Source organism: Variovorax endophyticus, from assembly GCF_025376855.1.
In the GTDB taxonomy this organism is placed as follows: domain Bacteria; phylum Pseudomonadota; class Gammaproteobacteria; order Burkholderiales; family Burkholderiaceae_C; genus Variovorax.
The window spans coordinates 87,727-109,109 of the sequence record NZ_JAHUTH010000012.1 but is presented as its reverse complement, the minus strand read 5'-3'; the positions used below and the strand labels follow the sequence as shown (position 1 = coordinate 109,109).

Below are 21,383 nucleotides of genomic sequence, written 5' to 3'. Positions count from 1 at the left end.
CGGCTTTTGTCGGCTTGCGCTGACGCCGGGCGCCAGGGCGCTGCAGATAATCCGGCCCCATGACGACCCTTGCCCTCGACTGCTTCTACAGCCTTTCCTCGCCCTGGGCCTACCTCGGTGGCCCGCAGTTGCAGGACATCGTGCGCCGCCACCACGTGCGGCTGGCGCTCAAGCCCTACGACTTCCAGGCGGTGGTGCCGCAGACCGGCGGCATTCCGCTGAAGACGCGGCCCGAGCCGCGCCGCACGTACCACGCGCTCGAGCTGGCGCGCTGGCGCGACTACCTCGGCATGCCGCTGAACCTGGAGCCGGCGCACTACCCGAAGGGTGCGCCGAGCGATCCCAACTGGAACAAGTACGCGGGCTGGATGGTGATCGCGGCGCAGCTGCAGGGGCTCGATGCGCTGCAGCTCTCGCATGCGCTGCTGCGCGCGCTGTGGGCCGAGGAGCGCGACACGTCGGAAGCCGCGGTGCGCATCGCGGTAGCCGACGAGAACGGCTACGACGGCGCGACCCTGCAGGCGATGGAGCAGTCGGCCGAGGTGCTGGCCGTGTACCGTGCCAACAGCGCGGAGGCGGTGGAGCTCGGGGTGTTCGGGGCGCCGACCTTCATCCTCGGCGACGAGCGCTTCTGGGGACAGGACCGCCTGGGCTTTCTCGACCGGGCGCTCGACAAGCTGCGCGCGGCGGGCTGAGGCCCCCGGCAAGGCGGGCAGGGCTCAGGCCGCGAGCCGCAGCCAGATCCACGCCTCGGGCGCCTCGTCGAGCAGGCGGCTGGCCTTCCAGATGTTGCGCCCGCGCAGGTTGGAACCGCACTCGAGGCCGAGCTGGCCGCCCTCGGGCGCGAAGAACTCCAGCAGGTTCGAGCTGCACCAGTCGATGCGCAGCTGCAGGGTGTGCGAGCCGGCCTCGACCTCGGTCTCGAAGCGGCCGCCGTTGCCGATGGTGCCAGCCTCCTCGCCGTCGATCAGCACCTTGTACTTGCGCGTGAAATCCATGAAGCCGCTGTCGCGGCGCAGCACGATCCGTGTCCTCATGGTGCCGATCCTCCCCTGAAACCGCTTGCGCGCGAAGGCCGCTCATGCCGCATGCGTGTCGGCCATCGGCTCATTGCACCCACATCGAGCGCGGCAGCAGCGCCGGCACCAGCACGCGGTTGAGCCGCTCGCGCCACCAGCGCAGGGCCTGGCCCTTGGCGCCGGTCTTCCACGCGAGCCAGAAGGCCTCGGGCGGGCGCGGCTCCTCGGTGGGCAGCTCGACCAGGGTGCCGCGCGCGAGCTCGAGCGCGATGCAGGCGCGCGGCAGGTAGCCGTGGCCCAGGCCCTCGAGCTGGCAGGCGATCTTGGCGACCATCGAGGGCACGGTGATGCGCGGCTGCCCGGCCAGCAGGCCGACGGTGCGGTCCGACAGGGTGCGCGCGCTGTCGCCCACCACGATGGCGTTGTGCTCGAGCAGGTCGCCGCGCTGCAGCGCTCGGCCGATGCGCGTGAGCGGATGGGTGGGCGCGACGCAGAAGGCGAACTCGAGGCTGCCGACCTGCGTGGCCTGGTAGCCGCCGCCGGCCGGGCCTTCGCCGGCGGCGATGACGATGTCGGCGCGGCCCTCGCGCAGCGCTTCCCAGGTGCCGGTGAGCGCCTCGCAGCCGATGCGCAGCCGGGTGCCGCAGCGCAGGTCCTCGAAGGCGCGCACGTCGCCGATCAGCGCCTGGGTGGGAATCAGCGAGTCGTGCACCAGCCGCAGCTCGGACTCGAAGCCGGTGGCGATCTGGCGCATGCGCGATTCGAGGTCGCTCGCGGCGCTCAGCAGCCAGCGGCCTTCCTTGAGCATTTCCTCGCCCGCGGCGGTGAGGGTGACGCGCGGGCCGTTGCGCTCGAACAGCAGCATGCCGAGCTGCTCCTCGAGCTTGCCCACGGCGTACGAGATGGTCGAGGGCACCTTGTTCAGGCGCGTGGCGGCGGCCGCGAAGGAGCCGTGGCGCGCAATGGCGTCGACGACCTCGATGGCTTCCAGGCTGAGCTTGAGCACGGGGCGTATTCCTGTGGATGAGTACGAAGGTTGAACGATCGAAATAGATGATCGAAAACTTCGATCATAGAGGCTGAAAAGTTTCGCCGATGACCGGGTTTCGGCCCGCGATGATTGATCCATGCCTAGGGGATGAGCCCCGAAAGCGATTGTGAATCACATCGATCAAAACTGTCATCGAAAGGTCATCAACCATGTTGGAACTTCGCGCCGCCACCGACCGTGGAACCGCCAATTTCGGCTGGCTCCAGTCGCGCCACACCTTCTCCTTCGGCCACTACCACGACGCGCAGCAGCAGGGCTTCTCCGACCTGCTGGTGATCAACGACGACCGCGTGACGCCGGGCCGCGGCTTCGGCACCCATCCGCACCGCGACATGGAGATCTTTTCGTACGTGCTCGAAGGCGCGCTCGAACACAAGGACTCGATGGGCACGGGCTCGGTGATCCATCCGGGCGACGTGCAGATGATGAGCGCCGGCACGGGCGTGCGGCACAGCGAGTTCAACGCCTCGGCCGTGGACCCGGTGCATTTCCTGCAGATCTGGATCGTGCCCGGTGCGCGCGGCGTGGCACCGCGCTACCAGCAGGTGCACTTCGACGCCGAGCAAAAGCGCGGCCGGCTGCGGCTGATCATTTCGCCCGACGGCGACCAGGGTTCGCTCGCGGTGCACCAGGACGCCCGCGTCTACGCCGGCCTGTTCGACGGCGCCGAGACCGCCTCGCTGCAACTGGCCGCCGACCGCTATGCCTATGTGCACGTGGCCCGCGGCAGCGTGGACGTGAACGGCCAGCGCATGGCCGAGGGCGACGGCGCCCGCATCCGGCTCGCGCAGCAGCTCGATTTTTCCAACGGCGACGACGCCGAGGTGCTGGTGTTCGACCTGCGGCCGAACGAGCTGCCGGCGCTCTGATTTCTTTTTTCCCCCTCTTTGTTTTCCCAACCTCGTTTTTTCAGGAGTCTTCCCATGTCCATCAAAGCCACCCCCACCGCCGGCGCCACCCTGCTGACCCCCACCGACCACACGCTGGTGATGATCGACTTCCAGTCGCAGATGGCCTTCGCCACGCACTCGATCGACGCGGTGAACCTGCGCAACAACGCCGCGCTGGTGGCGCAGGCGGCGGCAGGCTTCGGCGTGTCGACCATCCTCACGACCGTGGCCGAGAAGAGCTTCTCGGGCCCGATGTTCGACGAGATCACCGCCGCCTTCCCCGACCAGAAGATGCTGGACCGCACCTCGATGAACACCTGGGAGGACGCGGCCGTGATCGAGCGCGTGAACCAGATCGGCAAGCCGCGCATCGTGCTCGCGGGCCTGTGGACCAGCGTGTGCATCGTGGGCCCGGCGCTGTCGGCGCTGGACCAGGGCTTCGAGGTCTACGTGATCGCCGATGCCTGCGGCGACGTGTCGGCCGAGGCGCACGAGCGCGCGATGCAGCGCATGGTGCAGGCCGGCGCGCGGCCGATGACCTCGCTGCAGTACCTGCTCGAGCTGCAGCGCGACTGGGCGCGCGGCGAGACCTACGAACTCACGACCGGCATCGCGAAGAAGGTGGGCGGCGCCTACGGCATCGGCATCAACTACGCCAAGAGCATGTTCGGCGCCCACGAAGGCTGAGCCTCCGGCAACGAACGCAACAACGAACAGAGAGCGCCGGCCATGAAGCCCTATGTCGTCTCCCTTGCGCTGGGCCTGCTGGTCGGCGTGATCTACGCGCTGTTCCAGGTGCGCTCGCCGGCGCCGCCGGTGATCGCGCTGGTCGGCCTGCTCGGCATCCTGCTCGGCGAGCAGCTCCCGCCGCTGGTGCGGCAGGTGTTCGAGCGGCCCGCGGCCACCTCGTGGCTGCATCACCAGGTCAAGCCGCACGTGTTCGGCGAACTGCCGAAGTGCGTGCAGCCCGAAGCGGCGAAGACCGCCGCCCACTCGTCCGACAGGAGCGATGCATGAGCACCCCCGACCCGCAACGCCGCCAGCTCCTGGGCGCCCTCGGCGCCTTCGCCGCCACCTCCCTCGCATCCACCCCGACCATGGCCAACACCCAGACCCCCGACCTCATCCTGCGCAACGGCCGCTTCACCACGCTGGACCGCGCCAACCCCACGGCCGACGCCGTGGCCATCAAGGACGGCCGCTACACCCGCGTGGGCCGCGCCGAAGACGTGCTGCCGCTGGCCGGCCCGAGCACCCGCGTGATCGACCTGCAAGGCCAGCGCGTGCTGCCGGGGCTGATCGACAACCACCTGCACATCATCCGCGGCGGCCTCAACTACAACATGGAGCTGCGCTGGGACGGCGTGAGGAGCCTGGCCGACGCGATGAACATGCTCAAGCGCCAGGTGGCGATCACGCCGGCGCCGCAATGGGTGCGCGTGGTGGGCGGCTTCACCGAGCACCAGTTCGTGGAGAAGCGGCTGCCGACCATCGCCGAACTCAACGCGGTGGCGCCCGACACGCCGGTGTTCATCCTGCACCTGTACGACCGCGCGCTGCTCAACGGCGCCGCGCTGCGCGCCGTGGGCTACACCAGGGACACGCCGGCGCCGCACGGCGGCGAGATCGTGCGCGATGCCGCGGGCAACCCGACCGGCCTGCTGCTGGCCAAGCCCAATGCCGCGATCCTCTACGCCACCCTGGCCAAGGGGCCGAAGCTGCCCTTCGACTACCAGCTCAATTCCACGCGCCACTTCATGCGCGAGCTCAACCGCCTGGGCGTGACCGGCGCGCTCGACGCGGGCGGCGGCTTCCAGAACTATCCCGACGACTACGCGGTGATCCAGAAGCTGGCCGACGACGGGCAGCTCACGATCCGCCTGGCCTACAACCTGTTCACGCAGAAGGCCAAGGAGGAGAAGGCCGACTTCCTGAACTGGACCAGGACCTCCAGGTACAAGCAGGGCGACGACTACTTCCGCCACAACGGCGCGGGCGAGATGCTGGTGTTCTCGGCCGCCGACTTCGAGGACTTCCGCGAGCCGCGGCCCGAGATGGGCCCCGAGATGGAAGGCGAGCTCGAGGAGGTGGTGCGCATCCTGGCGCAGAACCGCTGGCCCTGGCGCATGCACGCGACCTACGACGAGACCATCAGCCGCTCGCTCGACGTGTTCGAGAAGGTCAACAAGGACACGCCGCTGGCCGGCCTGAACTGGTTCTTCGACCATGCCGAGACGATCTCCGAGGAATCGATGGACCGCATCGCCGCGCTCGGCGGTGGCGTGGCGGTGCAGCACCGCATGGCCTACCAGGGCGAGTACTTCGTCGAGCGCTACGGCGCGGGCGCGGCCGAGGCCACTCCGCCGGTCAAGAAGATGCTGGAGCGCGGGCTCAAGGTCTCGGCCGGCACCGACGCGACGCGCGTGGCTTCCTACAACCCGTGGGTGTCGCTGTCGTGGCTGGTCACGGGCAAGACGGTGGGCGGCATGCAGCTCTACCCGCAGCGCAACTGCCTCGACCGCGAGGGCGCGCTGCGCATGTGGACCGAGAACGTCACCTGGTTCTCGAACGAGGAGGGCAAGAAGGGCCGCATCCAGGCCGGCCAGCTCGCCGACCTGGTGGTGCCCGACCGCGACTACTTCGGCTGCGCCGAATCGGAGATCGCCGACATCACGGCGCTGCTGACGATGGTGGGCGGCAAGGTGGTCTATGGCGCCGGGCGCTTCGCGTCGCTCGACGAGGGCGCGCCGCCGCCCGCGATGCCCGACTGGTCGCCGGCGCGTACCTTCGGCGGTTATGCCGGCTGGGCCGACACCCAGGGCGTGCACGGTGCCGAGGGCGCGCCGATGCAGAAGGTCATGCGCAACGCGGCGGCATCCTGCGGCTGCGCGAACAATTGCAACGTGCATGGTCACAGCCACGCGACGGCCTGGAGCAGCAAGCTGCCGATCGCCGACCTCAAGAGCTTCTGGGGCGCGTTGGGCTGCGCCTGCTGGGCGGTGTGATGGCGATGCGCTGGACCACTTCTTCGGCCGTGCGCTGGATCGCCTTGCTGCTGTTGTGCGCGGCCTACCTGCAGGGCGGGCTCAACAAGGCGATGGACTTCGACGCGGCGATCGCCGAGATGAACCACTTCGGCCTGGCGCCGGCCGGCCCGCTGGCCGCGGCGGTGATCGTGCTCGAGCTCGGCGCCGCGGCGCTGATCCTCGCGGGCATCTGGCGCTGGCTCGGCGCGCTCGCGCTGGCGGGCTTCACGCTGATGGCGACCTTCGTCGCGCTGCGCTTCTGGGAGATGCCGCTGGGGCACGAGCGCTTCATGGCCGCCAACTCCTTCTTCGAACACCTGGGACTGGTCGGCGGCTTCGTGCTCGTGGCCTGGCTCGACCTCAAGGAACGCCGCGATGACTGAAGCCCTCAAGACCGCCAAGCCCGGCGCCTTCGCCCCGCTGCGCCAGCCGGTGTTCGCGGTGCTGTGGGCCGCCACGGTGCTCGGCAACATCGGCAGCTTCATGCGCGACGTGGCGAGCTCGTGGCTGGTGACCGACCTCTCGGCCAGCCCGACCGCGGTGGCGCTGATCCAGACCGCGGCAACGCTGCCGGTGTTCCTGCTGGCGATCCCGGCCGGCGTGCTGTCGGACATCCTCGACCGGCGCCGCTTCCTGATCTTCGTGCAGCTGGTGCTGGCGGCGGTCAGCGGCAGCCTGCTGGTGCTCTCGCACACCGGCGCGCTCACGGTCGAGTACCTGATCGCGCTGACCTTCGTGGGCGGCATCGGCGCGGCGCTGATGGGGCCGACCTGGCAGTCGATCGTGCCCGAGCTGGTGCCGCGCTCGGACCTCAAGGGCGCGGTGGCGCTGAACTCGCTGGGCATCAACATCGCGCGCTCGATCGGCCCGGCCGCGGGCGGGCTGATCCTCGCGAGCTTCGGCGCGGCCGTGACCTACGGCGTGGACGTGCTGAGCTACGTGTTCGTGATCGCGGCGCTCTTGTGGTGGAAGCGGCCGGCGGCCGTCGACAGCGGGCTGTCGGAGAACTTCCTCGGTGCCTTCCGCGCCGGCCTGCGCTACACGCGCTCCAGCAAGGAGCTGCACGTGGTGCTGCTGCGCGCGGCGGTGTTCTTCCTGTTCGCGAGCTCGGTGTGGGCGTTGCTGCCGCTGGTGGCGCGCCAGATGCTCGGCGGCAGCGCCGGCTTCTACGGCGTGCTGCTGGGCGCGGTGGGCGCGGGCGCCATCGGCGGCGCGCTGCTGATGCCGCGGATGCGCGAGCGGCTCGATGCCGACGGCATGCTGCTGCTGGCCTCGGTACTGACGGCGGCGGTGATGGGCGCGCTGGTGCTGGCGCCGCCCCAGTGGCTGGCCGTGGCGCTGCTGCTGGTGCTGGGCCTGGGCTGGATCGTGGCGCTGACCACGCTCAACAGCGTGGCGCAGTCGATCCTGCCGAACTGGGTGCGCGGACGCGGCCTGGCGGTCTACCTCACGGTGTTCAACGGCGCGATGGCCGCGGGCAGCCTGGGCTGGGGCCTGGTGGCGCAGCAGATCGGCGTGCCGTTCACGCTGGTGGTGGGCGCGGTGGGGCTGGTGGTGGCGGGATTGATCTTCCACCGCGTGAAGCTGCCCGCGGGCGAGGCCGACCTGCAGGCCTCGAACCACTGGCCCGAGCCGCTGGTGGCCGAGCCCGTGGCGCACGACCGCGGGCCCGTGATGATCCAGGTCGAGTACCGCATCCGCAAGGACGACCGGCCCGCCTTCATGGCCGCGATGAAGCGCCTGTCGCTCGAACGCCGCCGCGACGGCGCCTATGCCTGGGGCCTGCACGAGCACACGGCCGACCCGGAACGGATCATGGAATGGTTCCTCGTCGAGTCGTGGGCCGAGCACCTGCGCCAGCACCACCGCGTGTCGCAGGCCGATGCGGACCTGCAGGGCGAGGCGCTGCGCTTCCATGCGGGGCCGGGCAAGCCGGAGGTGCATCACTTCCTGTCGCTCTGAGCCTTCCTTCTTCTTTCCCCTTCCGTTTCTTTCAATCCCTCACCAAGGAAAAACCATGACCACACTGACCCTTCGCGACGGCACCGAGCTCTACTACAAGGACTGGGGCAGCGGCCAGCCGATCCTGTTCAGCCACGGCTGGCCCCTGAGCGCCGACATGTGGGACAGCCAGATGCAGTTCTTCGCCGAACGCGGCTACCGCGCCATCGCCTTCGACCGCCGCGGCTTCGGCCGCTCGAGCCAGCCCTGGACCGGCTTCGACTACGACACTTTCGCCGACGACATCGCCGAGCTGATCGAGAAGCTCGACCTGAAGAACGTGGTGCTCGCGGGCTTCTCGATGGGCGGCGGCGACGTCACGCGCTACATCGCGCGCCATGGCTCGGCGCGGGTGGCGAAGCTGGCGCTGATCAGCGCGGTCACTCCGCTGTTCATGAAGACGGCCGACCACCCGGTGGGTCCCGAGAAGTCGCTGTTCGACGGCATCCGCGCCGGCCTCGCGGCCGACCGGGCGCAGTTCCTCGACGACTTCAGCACCATCTTCTACGGCACCAACCGGCCGGGCGCGGCGGTGTCGCAGGGCGTGTTCAAGCAGACGCTGCAGATCGCGCTGCAGGCCTCGCTGAAGGCGACGATCGACTGCGTGACCGCGTTCTCCGAGACCGACTTCCGCCCCGACATGGCGAAGATCGACGTGCCCACGCTGGTGATCCACGGCGACGACGACCAGGTCGTGCCCTTCGAGGCCACGGGCAAGCTGGCGCACGAGCTGATCGCGGGCAGCCGGCTCGAGGTGTACGCGGGCGCGCCGCATGCGACCTGCACCACGCACCGCGACCGTGTGAACGCGGACCTGCTGGGCTTCGTGCAGGGCTGAGCGGGGGGGCCGGGCGCGGCGGCGGCGCCCGGCCGTTTTTCCTTTGGGCCCGCTGGCGCCAGGGCCGGTGCCGCTGGCGATAATCCGTCGATGCGAATCCGCTTTACCAAGATGCAGGGGGCCGGCAACGATTTCGTCGTGCTCGACGAAACCCGCGGCACGCTGGGCCTCACGGCCGCGCAGTACCGCTTCCTGGCCGACCGCCATTTCGGCGTCGGCGCCGACCAGATCCTCACGGTGCGGCCCGCGCGCGCCGCGGGCACCGACTTCCAGTACGTGATCCACAACGCCGACGGCGGCGAGGTCGAGCAGTGCGGCAACGGTGCGCGCTGCTTCATGCGCTTCGTGCGCGAGCACGGCCTGACCGACAAGGACACCGTGCGCGTCGAAACCCTGGCCGGCGTGATCGAGCCGCGCATGGGCGACGACGGTCGCGTGACGGTCGACATGGGCGCGCCGATCTTCGAACCCGAGCGCGTGCCCTTCGACACCGCCGGGCTCGATCCGCAGCCCGAGGGCGGCTGGCATACCTGGCACCTGGCGCTGGGCACGCAGGCCGAGAGCGCTATCGTTTCGGTAGCGGTGCTGTCGATGGGCAACCCGCACGCGGTGCAGCTCGTCGACGACGTCGAGACCGCGCCCGTGGCCGAGCAGGGGCCGCAGATCGAGCACCATCCGCGCTTTCCGCAGCGCGTGAACGCCGGTTTCCTGCAGGTGGTCGACCGCACGCACGTGAAGCTGCGCGTGTTCGAGCGCGGCGCGGGCGAAACCCTGGCCTGCGGCACCGGCGCCTGCGCGGCGGTGGTGGCGGGCATCCGGCTCGGGCTGCTGGACCGCCGGGTCGACGTGCAGACGCACGGCGGCATTCTCACGATCGAATGGCAGGGCGAGGGCCGGCCGGTGCTGATGACGGGCCCGGCCACCACGGTGTTCGAGGGCGACATCGAGGTGCCGGACCTGCCATGACCTCCTTCACGAACAACCAAGACGCGAACGCCATGAACCCGATCACCGAAGACGACATCGCGAACTACCTGGCGAACACGCCCGACTTCTTCGAGCGCCATGCCCAGCTGCTGGCGCAGGTGCAGCTCACCAGCCCGCACGGCAACCGCGCCGTGAGCCTGCAGGAGCGCCAGGCCGAGATGCTGCGCGAGAAGATCAAGGCGCTCGAGCACCGCGTGATGGACATGGTGCGCCACGGCACCGAGAACGTGGTGATCGCCGACCGGCTGCAGCGCTGGACCGCGGGCCTCCTGACCACGCGCGACCCGCGCAGCCTGCCCTACCGCATCGCGGTCGACCTGCAGTCGCTGTTCCTGGTGCCGCAGACGGCCATCAAGGTCTGGGACTGCGGCACCGAATACCTCAACGAAGCCTATGCGCAGTGGGTCAGCGACGACGTGAAGGCGCTCGCGACCTCGCTGACCGCGCCCTACTGCGGCCTGAACGCGGGCTTCGAGGCGGCCAACTGGCTGCCCGAGCCGAATGCCGCGGCCTCGATCTCGCTGATTCCGCTGCGTGCCGAGCCCAATGCCCCGGCCTTCGGCCTGCTGGTGCTGGCCTCGCCCGACGCGCAGCGCTTCAACGCCGAGATGGGCACCGACTTCCTCGAGCGCATCGCCGAACTGGCCTCGGGCGCGCTGTCGCGGCTGCGGCCTTGATCCGTCCCGTCGCGGCGCTGGGGCGCCTGTGGCGTCGGGTGCCGCGCGTGCTGCGGATCGCGGCCTGGACGGTGTTCGGCGTCGGCATGGTCGTTTACGCGACCGCCTGGACCGTGGTGTGGCAGGGCGCGCGCGAGGCGCTCGCCAACCCGCCGCAGCGCGCGGCCGACGCCGCGCTGGTGCTCGGCAATCGCGCCTACCTGCGCGGCAAGCCCAATCCCTGCCTGACCGGGCGCGTCGACGAGGGCGTGGCCCTGGCGCGCGCCGGGCTGGTGCGCGAGCTGCTGTTCTCGGGCGGCGTCGACACCGAGGACGGACGCATCGAGGCCGAGGTGATGGAGCAGCATGCGCGCGCCGTGGGCCACAACGGGCCGATGCGGCAGGAGCGGGTGTCGAGCTCGACGCGGCTGAACCTCGCGCTGTCGACGCCGATGCTGCAGGCGGCCGGCGTGCGCAGCGTGATCGTGGTGTCGGAGCCCTACCACCTGTGGCGCGTGAAGCGGCTGGCGCGCAACAGCGGTTTCGACCGCGCCTTCGACGTGCAGTACGCGGCCGCGCCCTCGAGCTGCTGGCGACGCTGGGGCATGGTCTTCAAGGGCGCATTGCGCGAGCCGCTCGCGGTCGTGAACAATGCCGCGCATGGCTACCTCTTCTAGCGCGGCCGGGGCCGAGGCCCCGCCCGCCGACTCGGGCTGGATCGAGAAATACCTGGAGTACGTGCGCGTGGAGCGCCGGCTGTCGGCGCGCACGCTCGAGCTCTACAGCTACCACCTGAAGGAACTGGCGGCGAACGCGGCCGAGGCCGGGCTGCCGCTGGACCGCGTGCAGACCGCGCACGTGCGCCGCTGGATGGCGCAGCTGCATGGCTCGGGCCGCGAGCCGCGCGGCATCGCGCTGGTGCTGTCGTGCTGGCGCAGCTTCTACCGCTGGCTCGGGCACGAGAAGCTGATCGGCTTCAACCCGGTGCAGGACGTGCACGCGCCCAAGGCCGACCGCCCGCTGCCCAAGGCGCTGGGCGTGGACGATGCGGTGCGGCTGGCCGAGCTGCACGACACCGAGGCCGACCCCTGGACCGAGACCCGCGACCGCGCGATCGTCGAGGTGCTCTACGGCTGCGGCCTGCGCGTGAGCGAGCTCACGGGGCTCGACGCGCGCGCGAGCCAGACCGCGCGCGGCTGGATCGACATGGACGCCCACGAGGCCAGCGTGCTCGGCAAGGGCAGCAAGCGGCGCATGGTGCCGGTGGGCTCGAAGGCCATCGAGGCGCTGGCGGCCTGGCTCGCGGTGCGCGGCGACTGCGCGGCGCTCACGGCCGCCACCTTGCGCGAGCCGGCCGAGGCGGCGGCGCTCTTCATCAGCGCCAAGGGCGTGCGCATGTCCTCGCAGGCGGTGTGGAAGCTGCTGCGCGGGCGCAGCCTCAAGGCCGGCCTCGCGACGCCGGTGCATCCGCACATGCTGCGCCATTCCTTCGCGAGCCACGTGCTGCAGTCGAGCAGCGACCTGCGCGCGGTGCAGGACCTGCTGGGGCACGCGAACATCGCGACCACGCAGGTCTACACGCGGCTCGATTTCCAGCACCTGGCGCGCGCCTACGATGCGGCGCATCCGCGCGCGCGGGCCCGCGACGACGATGGCGGCAGTGGCAGCAGCCGTGGCGCCAGGAAAACTCCCGACAAGAAAACATGAAAACCCTCCGACTCAAGCCCGGCAAGGAGCGCTCGCTGCAGCGCCGCCATCCCTGGGTGTTCGAATCCGCCATCGCGCGCGGCGGCGCCGATGCCGGCGAGACCGTGCGCATCGAATCGCACGACGGTGCCTTCCTCGCCTGGGCGGCCTTCAGCCCCGATTCCAAGATCCGCGCGCGTGCCTGGAGCTTCGTCGAGACGCAGCGCATCGACGCGGCCTTCCTCGCGTCGGTGGTGGCGCGCGCGGTCGCGGCGCGCGGCCTGTTCGAGCTTCAGAGCGACGGCGTGCGGCTGGTGCATGGCGAGGCCGACGGCCTGCCGGGCCTGATCGTGGACCGCTACGGCGACACGCTGGTGGCGCAGTTCCTGTCGGCCGGCGTGGAGCGCTGGAAGGCCGTGCTGGCCGATGCGCTGCTGAAGGCGACGGGCCTGTCGAAGCTCTACGAGCGCTCGGACGCCAGCGGGCGCGAGCGCGAGGGGCTCAAGCCCGTGACGGGCTGGCTGCGCGGACAGGACGAGGCGACCGAGATCGTGATCCGCGAGCACGACTGGAAGCTGTCGCTCGACATCGCCACCGGCCACAAGACCGGCTTCTACCTCGACCAGCGCGACAGCCGCCGGCGCTTCGCCGAGATGGCGCGGCACCGGCGCTTCCGGCGCGTGCTCAACTGCTTCTGCTACACGGGCGGCTTCACGGTGGCGGCGCTCGCGGGCCTGAAGGCGGCGGACGCGGTGAAGGGCGCCTCGCTGGTGTCGGTCGATTCCTCGCTGCCGGCGCTCGAGCGCGCGCGCGGCCACCTGGCGCTCAACGGCTTCGACGCGACGGCCGACGGCTTCGAGGCCGAGTTCCTCGATGCCAACGTCAACACCGTGCTGCGCGAGTTCCTCGACCAGGGCCGCAGCTTCGACGCGATCGTGCTCGATCCGCCGAAGTTCGCGCCGACGGTGGCGCATGCCGAGCGGGCCGCGCGCGCCTACAAGGACATCAACCGGCTCGCGCTCAAGCTGCTCGAGCCGGGCGGGGTGCTGCTGACCTTCTCGTGCTCGGGTGGCGTGGGCGCCGACCTGTTCCACAAGATCGTGGCCTCGGCCGGGCTCGATGCCGGCGTGGACGGCTACATCGCCGAACGCCTGGGCGCGGCGCCCGACCATCCGATGACCATCGAATTCCCCGAGGGCGAGTACCTCAAGGGGCTGGCGGTGGTGCGAAAACCCGCTTGACCGTGCCGGCCGAAGGGGGCTTGGCCCCCGCGGCAACGCAACTCAGTGGCACTGGCTACACTGCCCGCCAGTTTCCCGCTTTCCGATCCATTCCATCCGTTTTCCGCTTCCGGAGCACCCCATGGCCCTGATTCCCGCCACCATCCTCACCGGCTTCCTCGGCTCGGGCAAGACGACCTTGCTCAAGCGCATCCTGACCGAGGCCCACGGCCAGAAGATCGCGGTCATCGAGAACGAGTTCGGCGAGGAGAACATCGACAGCGACATCCTCGTGACCGAATCGAAGGAGCAGATCGTGCAGATGAGCAACGGCTGCGTCTGCTGCACCATCCGCGAAGACCTGCGCGAGGCGCTGCAGCTGCTGGCCGCCAAGAAGCGCCAGGGCCTGCTGGAGTTCGACCGCGTGGTGATCGAGACCACGGGCCTGGCCGATCCCGGCCCGGTGGCGCAGACCTTCTTCATGGACGACGAGATCGCCGAGAGCTACCTGCTCGACTCGATCCTGACGCTGGTCGACGCCAAGCACGCGCCGCAGCAGCTCAACGACCGCCAGGAGGCGCGCCGCCAGGTGGGCTTCGCCGACCAGATCTTCATCAGCAAGAGCGAGCTGGTGTCGGCCGAGGAAACCGAGGCGCTGATCCATCGCCTCAAGCACATGAACCCGCGCGCGCCGCAGCAGAAGGCGCATTTCGGCGACGTGCCGCTCAAGGACATCTTCGACCTGCGCGGCTTCAACCTGAACGCCAAGCTCGACATCGACCCCGACTTCCTGAAGGAAGACGACCACGACCATCACGACCATGACCACGCGCATGGCGAGCACTGCGACCATCCCTCGCACAAGCACGAGGGCCACGGCCACCATCACCACACGGACGACGACGTCAAGAGCTTCGTCTACAAGGCCGACCGCGCCTTCGACCCGGCCAAGCTGGAAGACTTCCTGGGCGCGATCGTCAACATCTACGGCCCGCGCATGCTGCGCTACAAGGGCGTGCTGAACATGAAGGGCACCGAGCGCAAGGTGATCTTCCAGGGCGTGCACCAGCTGATGGGCAGCGACCTCGGTCCCGAATGGGGCAAGGACGAGCAGCGCGAGAGCCGCATGGTGTTCATCGGCATCGAGCTGCCGCGCGAGATCCTCGAGCAGGGGCTCGAGCAGTGCCTGGTGTGAGCTGAGTTTTCCGAATGAAGAAAAGGCGCCGGCCGCGAGGCCCGGCGCCTTTTTTACTTGGCGGGCAGCTCGACGGGCTTGCCGATCAGCTTGAGCTGGCCGCCGCTGAATTCGACCTGGCTGGTCACGTCGTCGCCCGTGCGCTTGAGGTAGCCCTGTTGCTCGAACTGTTCGATCATCAGCGCGGCCATTTCGGGGGACGCGGCCTGGTCGCCGCTCGCGGTCCCGGCGATCTTCTCGATCCATTTCACCGGCAGTCTCGCGTCGGCCTTGAGCACGCCGCGCTTGAGCATCAGCGCGCTACCGGGCAGCTGCAGGTCCTCCTCGGTCACGCCGGCCATGGCGGCCGAATAGCTGAACTCGGCGCGCTGGCCATCGATCTCGAGCCGCAGCCGGTCGAGGCCGATCTCGGGGCCGTGGCTGGCCATGGTCTTGAGGTCGGGCGCGACCCGGTCGAGCAGCGCACGCAGCGCGGCCTGCGAGGCCTTGCCGCCGCGGATGCAGCCGTTGGCGGCGGCCGAGCGGGTCCAGATCTCGGCCAGCTTGCGGTAGGCGCCGACGTCGATGCGGCGCATGCTGCTGGCCATCTCGAAGTCGTCGATGCGCGTCGCGCCGACCGAGCCCGTGCCCTTGAAGGTGGCGGTGCCGGCGTAGAGGCCGTTCTCGATGGTGGCGTCGCTGGTGGCGTCGAGGCCCTGCAGCACGATGGCGGGGAAGGGCCTGGCGGGGGCGGCGTCGGGATCGGCCTTCCTGCCGGTCGCCGTGAATTCCAGCGCCTCGAGCCGGCCCGTGCTCTTGCCGGTGGCCAGCATCCAGCCGTGGCGGATGTCGAGGTCGGCCCGGGCGCCGAGCTTGCCCATCTTGAGGTTGACGCCGTTGCGCAGGTCCGCGGCCTCGAAGCCGGGCAGGGCGAGTTCGTAGTGCGCCTCGGTGCGCGCGCCGTCGACCCGTACGCGCAACTGCGCGCCCTGCCAGGAGACGCGGGTCCTGTCCTCGTCGACGAACTGGCCGGGCGCGAGCGCGATCTCGCTGGCGTAGCCGCCGTCGAAGCCGACCCGGGTACGGGCGCTGAACGGCCGGGCGTCGCCGAACACCTTCCTGGCCTCGGCCTGGCCCTTGATGTCGAGCCGCAGTTCGCTCTCGATGGTGGCCGCGGCCAGGCTGCCGCCGGCCAGCGGGCCGTGGCGGATGGTGTCGCGAAAGCTCAGGCGCAGCGGCTTGGCCGGGGCTGGCGCGGCGTCCTCGCCGTCGTCGTCTTCCGAGGCTTCGGGCCGCGCGGCATCGGCCGGGCAGCCCAGTTCCAGCGTCACGGTGCTGACCGCGCCGAGGAAACCGCGCTCGTAGCCGCGCTCGACCACGCGCACCAGCGCGGTCTGCTCCGGCAGCTCCGCGAAGGCGTTGTCATAGACGGATTTCACCTTGTTGCCGGCCCACCAGGTGCTGCCGGCATAGGCCAGCGCGATCGCGGCGGCCAGGACTCCCAGGACGGTCTTCTTGCTCAAGTTCGGCTTTCTTGTAGGGGTATCCGGGGCCATGAGGCCCCTGGCGCCGGCCCTCCGCCGGCGCGGCGCGATGCTACCGGAGCGCCGTGGGGGTCAAACGCATCGCCCGCGCATTCGAGTTCTCTATACAATCGCGCGCCTGTTGAAAACGCCAGGTCCCCCCGCAAGGGGGCGGCAGGGGTCGACGACAGGAGGGCGCCGCATGTTTGCGGCGGGCTTTCGGGGGTATAACCCCGGGGTTCGCCGACCGGCGGATGCCCTCGACAACGTGGAGCCCGCGCGGCCGACCAGGTCCGCAGTGGCTCCCATGGGAGGAGACACCAGTGAAAGCGCGTTCCAGTTCGTCCAAGGAGCCAGTCACCGTGAAGAAGCCCGCCGCCAAGGCCACGCCAGCATCCAGGACCGACGCCACCAAGGCGACGGCCGCGAAGCCGGCTGTACCGGCGGCCAAGAAAGCATCTTCCGCGACGGCGACCGTGGCGAAGAAGGAAGGCGCCGCAGCGAAGAGCGTCAAGACAGAGAAGACCGCAACGCCCACGGCCAAGGCCGCGAGCGCAACGGCGAAGAAAGCAGTTCATCCCGCCACCAAGCCTGCCAGCGAGCCGGCGGCAAGCGTCCCGGCCAAGAGCGCGAGCAAGACAGCCAAAGCGGGTCCATCGTCCACCAAACCCGTCGGCCCGCGTGCCGTTTCACCTGTTCCCTCGATCCCCATGAAAAAAACGGCTGCCGCCTCTTCCCCCGCCCCGGCGACACCTTCGACCCCCGAGCCCGAAGTCGCCACGGCAACGGCCGCGCCCGCTCCCGCCCGCGGCGGCCGGGTGTCCCGCCTGTCGCAACTGACGGTGCCCTCGATGCCGCAATCGGTGGCATCGACCGCCGCCAAGTCCAGCTTTATCCAGACCGCCTCGCAGGCGCTGGTGCCGCCTCCCCCCGTGAATGTGAAGAAAGATCCGAAGTTGGCCAACAACTGGAAGACCAAGTCCGTCGAAGAACTCAGCGATGCCGAAGTCATCGCGATGCCCGATTCCGAGTACATGAACGAAAAGCAGATGGCGTTCTTCCGCCTGAAGCTCGTCGAACTCAAGCGCGGCATTCTCGAGAATGCCGGCGAAACCACCGAGCACCTGCGTGAAGACACGGTGGTCGTGCCCGATCCGGCCGACCGCGCCACCATCGAGGAAGAGCATGCCCTCGAGCTGCGCACCCGCGACCGCGAACGCAAGCTGCTGAAGAAGATCGAGCAGTCGATCCAGCGCATCGACGCCGGCGACTACGGCTACTGCGACGAAACCGGCGAGCCGATCGGCGTCGGCCGCCTGCTGGCCCGCCCGACCGCCACGCTGTCGCTCGAAGCGCAGCAGCGCCGCGAGCTCAAGCAGAAGATGTTCGGGGACTGAGCGCCGGTTCTCCGGCCCGGCCCCGACCGTCGTCCATCGCCCGCGAATGCCAAAGGAAGAAACGGGCCGCCTGCTCTCCAAGGTGGCGAAGTTCGTCCGCAATCCGCTCAAGGATTGGTCGGAGCTGGACAACCCCCCCTCGAATTCGAACGCCTCCGACTCCTCGCTGCCCGACCCGGCCTACAGCCGGGAAATGCTCAAGGAGATGATCGAGCGGCGCCAGCGCAACGATTTCGTGCGCCGGCGCGAGTTCGACATGCTGCGCAAGCTGCGCCAGCGCGAGGCCGCCGCCCACGCCTTCGATGCGACGGTCACGCCGTCGTCGTTCAACATCAACAGCACCTCGGAGAAATCCGAGGGCCGCGCGCTCACGCTCAAGAAGATCGACGAGATCGAGGAGCAGATGTCGCAGCAGTGGTGGAAGGGGCGCGGGCCGAACGGCGAGACGCTGGTCAAGTCGCCGCCCGACGCGGGCGCCGAGACGCTGGCGCCGGCCGACACCGACGCGCTGCTCGAGCCGCCCTCCCGGCCGGTGCCCGCGCCGGTGGCGCCCGCGGCCGTGGCCACGGCCTCGCCGAGCGGCAGCCACATGGCGAGCCGGCTCGCGCAGGACGGCGCGCTCGAGGAGGCGGTGATCCGCTTCGCGCACGGCGATGACGTCGGTGCCGAAGCGATCCTGCTGCAGGCGCTGGCCTCCGAGGGCGCGAGCGGCACCGACGAGACCCATGCCGCGACGGTCGAGCGCGACGACGCCCGCTGGCGCGCGCTGTTCGACCTCTACCGCGCCACCGGCGACGCCGCCAAGTTCGCGGCCGCGCGCATGCGCTATGCCCAGCGCATGCGGCGCATGGGGCCCGACTGGGTGGCGCTCGACGAACTGGCGCGCAGCGTGAAGGCAGTGGCGGCCAGCGAGGAGGGCGACAGCGCCCCCGCCGAAGGCGCCGCCGACTGGGCCGCGCCGGCGAAGCTGGGGCGCGATGGCCTGGTGGCGCTCACCCGGGCGCTGTCGCAGGCCGGCTCGGTCTGGACGCTCGACTGGCGCGCGCTGGGCGCGATCGGCTCCGATGCCGCGGCGCCGCTGCGCGTGCTGTTCGCGCACTGGGCCGATTCGCCGGTCAAGCTGCGCTTCATCGGCGCGGCGCAGTTGCTGGCGGTGCTGGCCGAGTCCGCGCCCAACAACGAGCGCGGCATCGACGACGTCTGGTGGCAGCTGCACATGGCCGCGCTGCGCCTGATGCACCTGCCCGACGACTTCGAGCTGGTGGCGCTCAACTACTGCATCACCTACGAGGTGTCGCCGCCGTCCTGGCAGGACCCGCGCGGCGAATACAGCGCCGTGGCCGCGCCGGTGTCCACGCCGTCGCGCATGGGCTCGGTCTGGTCGCTGCTGTCGGTGGGCGGCGAGTCCGAGAGCTTCCCCTCGGCCGGCAGCGGCTTCGCCGCGCTCGCGGGCGACCTGCGCGGCGAGGCGCCCTCGAACCTGCAGCGGCTCGACGCCGACCTGCGCGGGGGCACCGCGCCGGTGATCTCCTGCGCCGCGCTGCTGCGCATGGACCTGGCCGCGGCCGGCGCGCTGCTGGGCTGGGTGCGCGAGCGCGACGCCAAGGGCGAGCGGGTGCAGTTCGTCGACGCGCACCGGCTGATCGCGACCCTGTTCGGCCTGGTGGGCATCGCCGACCACGCGACGGTCGCGGTGCGCAAGAACTAGGCTTCCAAGCCGTCCTGCGCGGACTTGCATTGCCCCGTCCAGGCCCCAGATGGCTGCGATGGAACAATTTCACGGCACCACCATCGTGAGCGTGCGCCGCAAGACCCCCCAGGGCGACCAGGTCGCCATCGGCGGGGACGGGCAGGTCACACTCGGAAACATCGTCATCAAGGGCACGGCGCGCAAGGTGCGGCGGCTCTATCACGGCAAGGTGCTGGCCGGCTTCGCCGGCGCCACGGCCGACGCCTTCACCCTGTTCGAGCGCTTCGAGGCCAAGCTCGAGAAGCACCAGGGCCACCTGTCGCGTGCCGCGGTCGAACTGACCAAGGACTGGCGCACCGACCGCGTGCTGCGCCGCCTCGAGGCCATGCTGGCGGTGGCCGATGCCACCACCTCGCTGATCATCACCGGCAACGGCGACGTGCTGGAGCCCGAGAACGGCGTCATCGCCATCGGTTCGGGCGGTGCCTACGCGCAGTCGGCGGCCAAGGCGCTGCTCGACAACACCGAGCTCACGGCCGAGCAGATCGTGAAGAAATCGCTGGAGATAGCGGGCGAACTCTGCATTTACACGAACATGAACCACACCGTCGAGACGCTCTGAGGCCCGCCACCATGTCCATGACCCCCCAGGAAATCGTCTCCGAGCTCGACAACCACATCGTCGGCCAGCCGCAGGCCAAGCGCGCCGTGGCCATCGCCCTGCGCAATCGCTGGCGCCGCCAGCAGGTCGACGACAAGCTGCGCGCCGAGATCACGCCCAAGAACATCCTCATGATCGGCCCCACGGGCGTGGGCAAGACCGAGATCGCGCGCCGCCTCGCGCGGCTGGCCGATGCGCCCTTCATCAAGGTCGAGGCCACCAAGTTCACCGAGGTGGGCTACGTCGGCAAGGACGTCGACTCGATCATCCGCGACCTGGCCGAGATCGCCGTCAAGCAGACCCGCGAGGCCGAGAGCGCCAAGGTGCGCGCGCGCGCCGAGGACGCGGCCGAGGAGCGCATCCTCGACGTGCTGCTGCCGCCCGCGCGGCTGGCCGACGGCGCCGCGCCCGACAGCGGCAACGCCACGCGCCAGGCCTTCCGCAAGAAGCTGCGCGAGCACCAGCTCGACGACAAGGAGATCGAGATCGACCTGGTCGAGACGCGCGCGCCGCTCGAGATCATGGGCCCCGCCGGCATGGAGGAGATGGCCGAGCAGCTCAAGGGCATGTTCGGCCAGATGGGCCAGGGCAAGCGCAAGACGCGCAAGCTCAAGATCGCCGAGGCGATGCGCTTCCTGATCGACGAGGAGGCGGCCAAGCTGGTGAACGAGGACGAGATCCGCACCCAGGCGATCGCCAACGCCGAGCAGAACGGCATCGTGTTCATCGACGAGATCGACAAGGTCGCCACGCGCAGCGAGGCGCAGGGCACCGACGTCTCGCGCCAGGGCGTGCAGCGCGACCTGTTGCCGCTGGTCGAGGGCACGGCCGTGAGCACCAAGTACGGCGTGGTGCGCACCGACCACATGCTGTTCATCGCGAGCGGCGCCTTCCACCTGAGCAAGCCCAGCGATCTGATCCCCGAGCTGCAGGGGCGCTTCCCGATCCGCGTCGAGCTGCAGTCGCTGTCGGTGGCGGACTTCGAGAGCATCCTCACGCAGACCCGCGCCTCGCTCGTGAAGCAGTACCAGGCGCTGCTGGCCACCGAGGGCGTCACGCTCGACTTCACGCCCGAGGGCGTGACCCGTCTCGCGAGCATCGCCTTCGAGGTCAACGAGCGCACCGAGAACATCGGCGCGCGCCGCCTGTCGACGGTGATGGAGCGTCTTCTCGATGAAGTAAGCTTCGACGCGGCCCGTCTCGAGGGCCAGACGATCCGCATCGATGCCGCCTACGTGGACCAGCGCCTGGCGGCACTAAGTCACGACGAAGACCTGTCGCGCTTCATCCTCTGAAGTCGCCGCCCTTGCCCCTGTTACAGGGGCAATGCTTCACGCATCACATTCACTGCGTGAGCTAAGTCCTTCTTCCTCAACGAAATTCGCCGATTCCAGAATCTTGGAATCGGCGCTAAGTCGTTGATTCCATTACAAAAAATACCCCGCACGCCTGGTTGCGCCGGAAGTGTTTCCTGCTACAGTGCAAAAAAGTGCAGTTAAGTGGGAAAAAGTGCGAGTAGTGTGCCCTTCGGGCGCTGCGGCCTTCCCACCACAGGGGTTTCTCG

General features: G+C 69.7%; 21 protein-coding genes. 18 read left to right on the top strand and 3 right to left on the bottom strand.

Translation table 11 applies throughout. The annotated features are described in order from the left end of the window. Positions 1-59 precede the first annotated feature (59 nt). On the top strand, positions 60-695 hold the full coding sequence (locus KV106_RS17550) for a 2-hydroxychromene-2-carboxylate isomerase (protein ID WP_261211351.1): 636 nt from the start codon (positions 60-62) through the stop codon (positions 693-695). 24 nt (positions 696-719) lie between these two features. On the opposite strand, the gene KV106_RS17545 is transcribed toward KV106_RS17550, so the two are convergent. Both KV106_RS17545 and KV106_RS17540 read right to left on the bottom strand, forming a co-directional pair. After that, positions 720-1,037, bottom strand: coding sequence for a hypothetical protein (locus KV106_RS17545; protein ID WP_261211350.1), 318 nt, complete (start codon positions 1,035-1,037; stop codon positions 720-722). A gap of 70 nt (positions 1,038-1,107) precedes the next feature. Then, positions 1,108-2,025: a LysR family transcriptional regulator gene (locus KV106_RS17540; protein WP_261211349.1), complete on the bottom strand. Its 918-nt coding sequence runs from the start codon at positions 2,023-2,025 to the stop codon at positions 1,108-1,110. A 194-nt stretch (positions 2,026-2,219) separates the two neighbouring features. On the opposite strand from KV106_RS17540, the gene KV106_RS17535 reads away from it, so the two are divergent. The 13 genes from KV106_RS17535 (at position 2,220) to KV106_RS17475 (ending at position 14,569) form a co-directional block, all read left to right on the top strand. After that, a complete protein-coding gene (locus KV106_RS17535) occupies positions 2,220-2,939 on the top strand; it encodes a pirin family protein (protein WP_261211348.1) in 720 nt (239 codons plus the stop codon). Between the two features lie 54 nt (positions 2,940-2,993). Continuing rightward, positions 2,994-3,647, top strand: a complete 654-nt coding sequence (locus tag KV106_RS17530; RefSeq protein WP_261211347.1) for a hydrolase — start codon at positions 2,994-2,996, stop codon at positions 3,645-3,647. 42 nt (positions 3,648-3,689) lie between these two features. Further along, positions 3,690-3,977, top strand: a complete 288-nt coding sequence (locus tag KV106_RS17525; protein ID WP_057597235.1) for a DUF1427 family protein — start codon at positions 3,690-3,692, stop codon at positions 3,975-3,977. 80 nt (positions 3,978-4,057) lie between these two features. Further along, positions 4,058-5,965, top strand: coding sequence for an amidohydrolase (locus tag KV106_RS17520; protein ID WP_261211460.1), 1,908 nt, complete (start codon positions 4,058-4,060; stop codon positions 5,963-5,965). A gap of 5 nt (positions 5,966-5,970) precedes the next feature. Next, entirely contained in the window at positions 5,971-6,369 is a 399-nt protein-coding gene (locus KV106_RS17515) for a DoxX family protein (protein WP_261211346.1), read from the top strand. Beyond that, the gene (locus KV106_RS17510) at positions 6,362-7,948 is read left to right on the top strand and encodes an MFS transporter (RefSeq protein ID WP_261211345.1); all 1,587 of its coding nucleotides are present in this window, start codon (positions 6,362-6,364) and stop codon (positions 7,946-7,948) included. Before KV106_RS17515 ends, KV106_RS17510 begins: the two co-directional genes overlap by 8 nt. 55 nt (positions 7,949-8,003) lie before the next feature. Further along, positions 8,004-8,825 carry an alpha/beta fold hydrolase gene (locus tag KV106_RS17505; RefSeq protein WP_093353337.1) on the top strand — a complete coding sequence of 274 codons (822 nt, stop codon included), beginning with the start codon at positions 8,004-8,006 and terminating at the stop codon, positions 8,823-8,825. A gap of 90 nt (positions 8,826-8,915) precedes the next feature. Then, positions 8,916-9,791: a diaminopimelate epimerase gene (gene dapF, locus KV106_RS17500; RefSeq protein ID WP_261211344.1), complete on the top strand. Its 876-nt coding sequence runs from the start codon at positions 8,916-8,918 to the stop codon at positions 9,789-9,791. Further along, positions 9,788-10,489 carry a DUF484 family protein gene (locus KV106_RS17495; protein ID WP_261211342.1) on the top strand — a complete coding sequence of 234 codons (702 nt, stop codon included), beginning with the start codon at positions 9,788-9,790 and terminating at the stop codon, positions 10,487-10,489. The genes dapF and KV106_RS17495 overlap by 4 nt, the downstream gene beginning before the upstream one ends. Beyond that, positions 10,486-11,145, top strand: a complete 660-nt coding sequence (locus tag KV106_RS17490) for a YdcF family protein (RefSeq protein WP_261211341.1) — start codon at positions 10,486-10,488, stop codon at positions 11,143-11,145. Before KV106_RS17495 ends, KV106_RS17490 begins: the two co-directional genes overlap by 4 nt. Then, positions 11,129-12,175 carry a tyrosine recombinase XerC gene (locus tag KV106_RS17485; RefSeq protein ID WP_261211340.1) on the top strand — a complete coding sequence of 349 codons (1,047 nt, stop codon included), beginning with the start codon at positions 11,129-11,131 and terminating at the stop codon, positions 12,173-12,175. The genes KV106_RS17490 and KV106_RS17485 overlap by 17 nt, the downstream gene beginning before the upstream one ends. Then, positions 12,172-13,395 (top strand): class I SAM-dependent rRNA methyltransferase, encoded by a 1,224-nt coding sequence (locus KV106_RS17480; RefSeq protein ID WP_261211339.1) that lies wholly within the window; start codon positions 12,172-12,174, stop codon positions 13,393-13,395. The genes KV106_RS17485 and KV106_RS17480 overlap by 4 nt, the downstream gene beginning before the upstream one ends. 121 nt (positions 13,396-13,516) lie before the next feature. Next, positions 13,517-14,569, top strand: coding sequence for a CobW family GTP-binding protein (locus tag KV106_RS17475; RefSeq protein ID WP_057597015.1), 1,053 nt, complete (start codon positions 13,517-13,519; stop codon positions 14,567-14,569). 53 nt (positions 14,570-14,622) lie between these two features. Here the strand turns inward: KV106_RS17475 and KV106_RS17470 are convergent, their stop codons facing one another. After that, positions 14,623-16,071, bottom strand: coding sequence for a YdgA family protein (locus KV106_RS17470; RefSeq protein ID WP_261211338.1), 1,449 nt, complete (start codon positions 16,069-16,071; stop codon positions 14,623-14,625). Positions 16,072-16,547: 476 nt separating this feature from the next. On the opposite strand from KV106_RS17470, the gene dksA reads away from it, so the two are divergent. Genes dksA through hslU form a run of 4 tightly spaced genes read left to right on the top strand, consistent with a single transcriptional unit; the run spans position 16,548 to position 21,114 of the window. After that, positions 16,548-17,468: an RNA polymerase-binding protein DksA gene (gene dksA, locus KV106_RS17465; protein ID WP_409976534.1), complete on the top strand. Its 921-nt coding sequence runs from the start codon at positions 16,548-16,550 to the stop codon at positions 17,466-17,468. A 46-nt stretch (positions 17,469-17,514) separates the two neighbouring features. Next, positions 17,515-19,176 (top strand): STAS domain-containing protein, encoded by a 1,662-nt coding sequence (locus tag KV106_RS17460; RefSeq protein ID WP_261211336.1) that lies wholly within the window; start codon positions 17,515-17,517, stop codon positions 19,174-19,176. A 58-nt stretch (positions 19,177-19,234) separates the two neighbouring features. Then, on the top strand, positions 19,235-19,780 hold the full coding sequence (gene hslV, locus KV106_RS17455; protein WP_057597019.1) for an ATP-dependent protease subunit HslV: 546 nt from the start codon (positions 19,235-19,237) through the stop codon (positions 19,778-19,780). An 11-nt stretch (positions 19,781-19,791) separates the two neighbouring features. Continuing rightward, on the top strand, positions 19,792-21,114 hold the full coding sequence (gene hslU / locus KV106_RS17450; RefSeq protein WP_261211335.1) for an ATP-dependent protease ATPase subunit HslU: 1,323 nt from the start codon (positions 19,792-19,794) through the stop codon (positions 21,112-21,114). Positions 21,115-21,383: the final 269 nt, after the last annotated feature.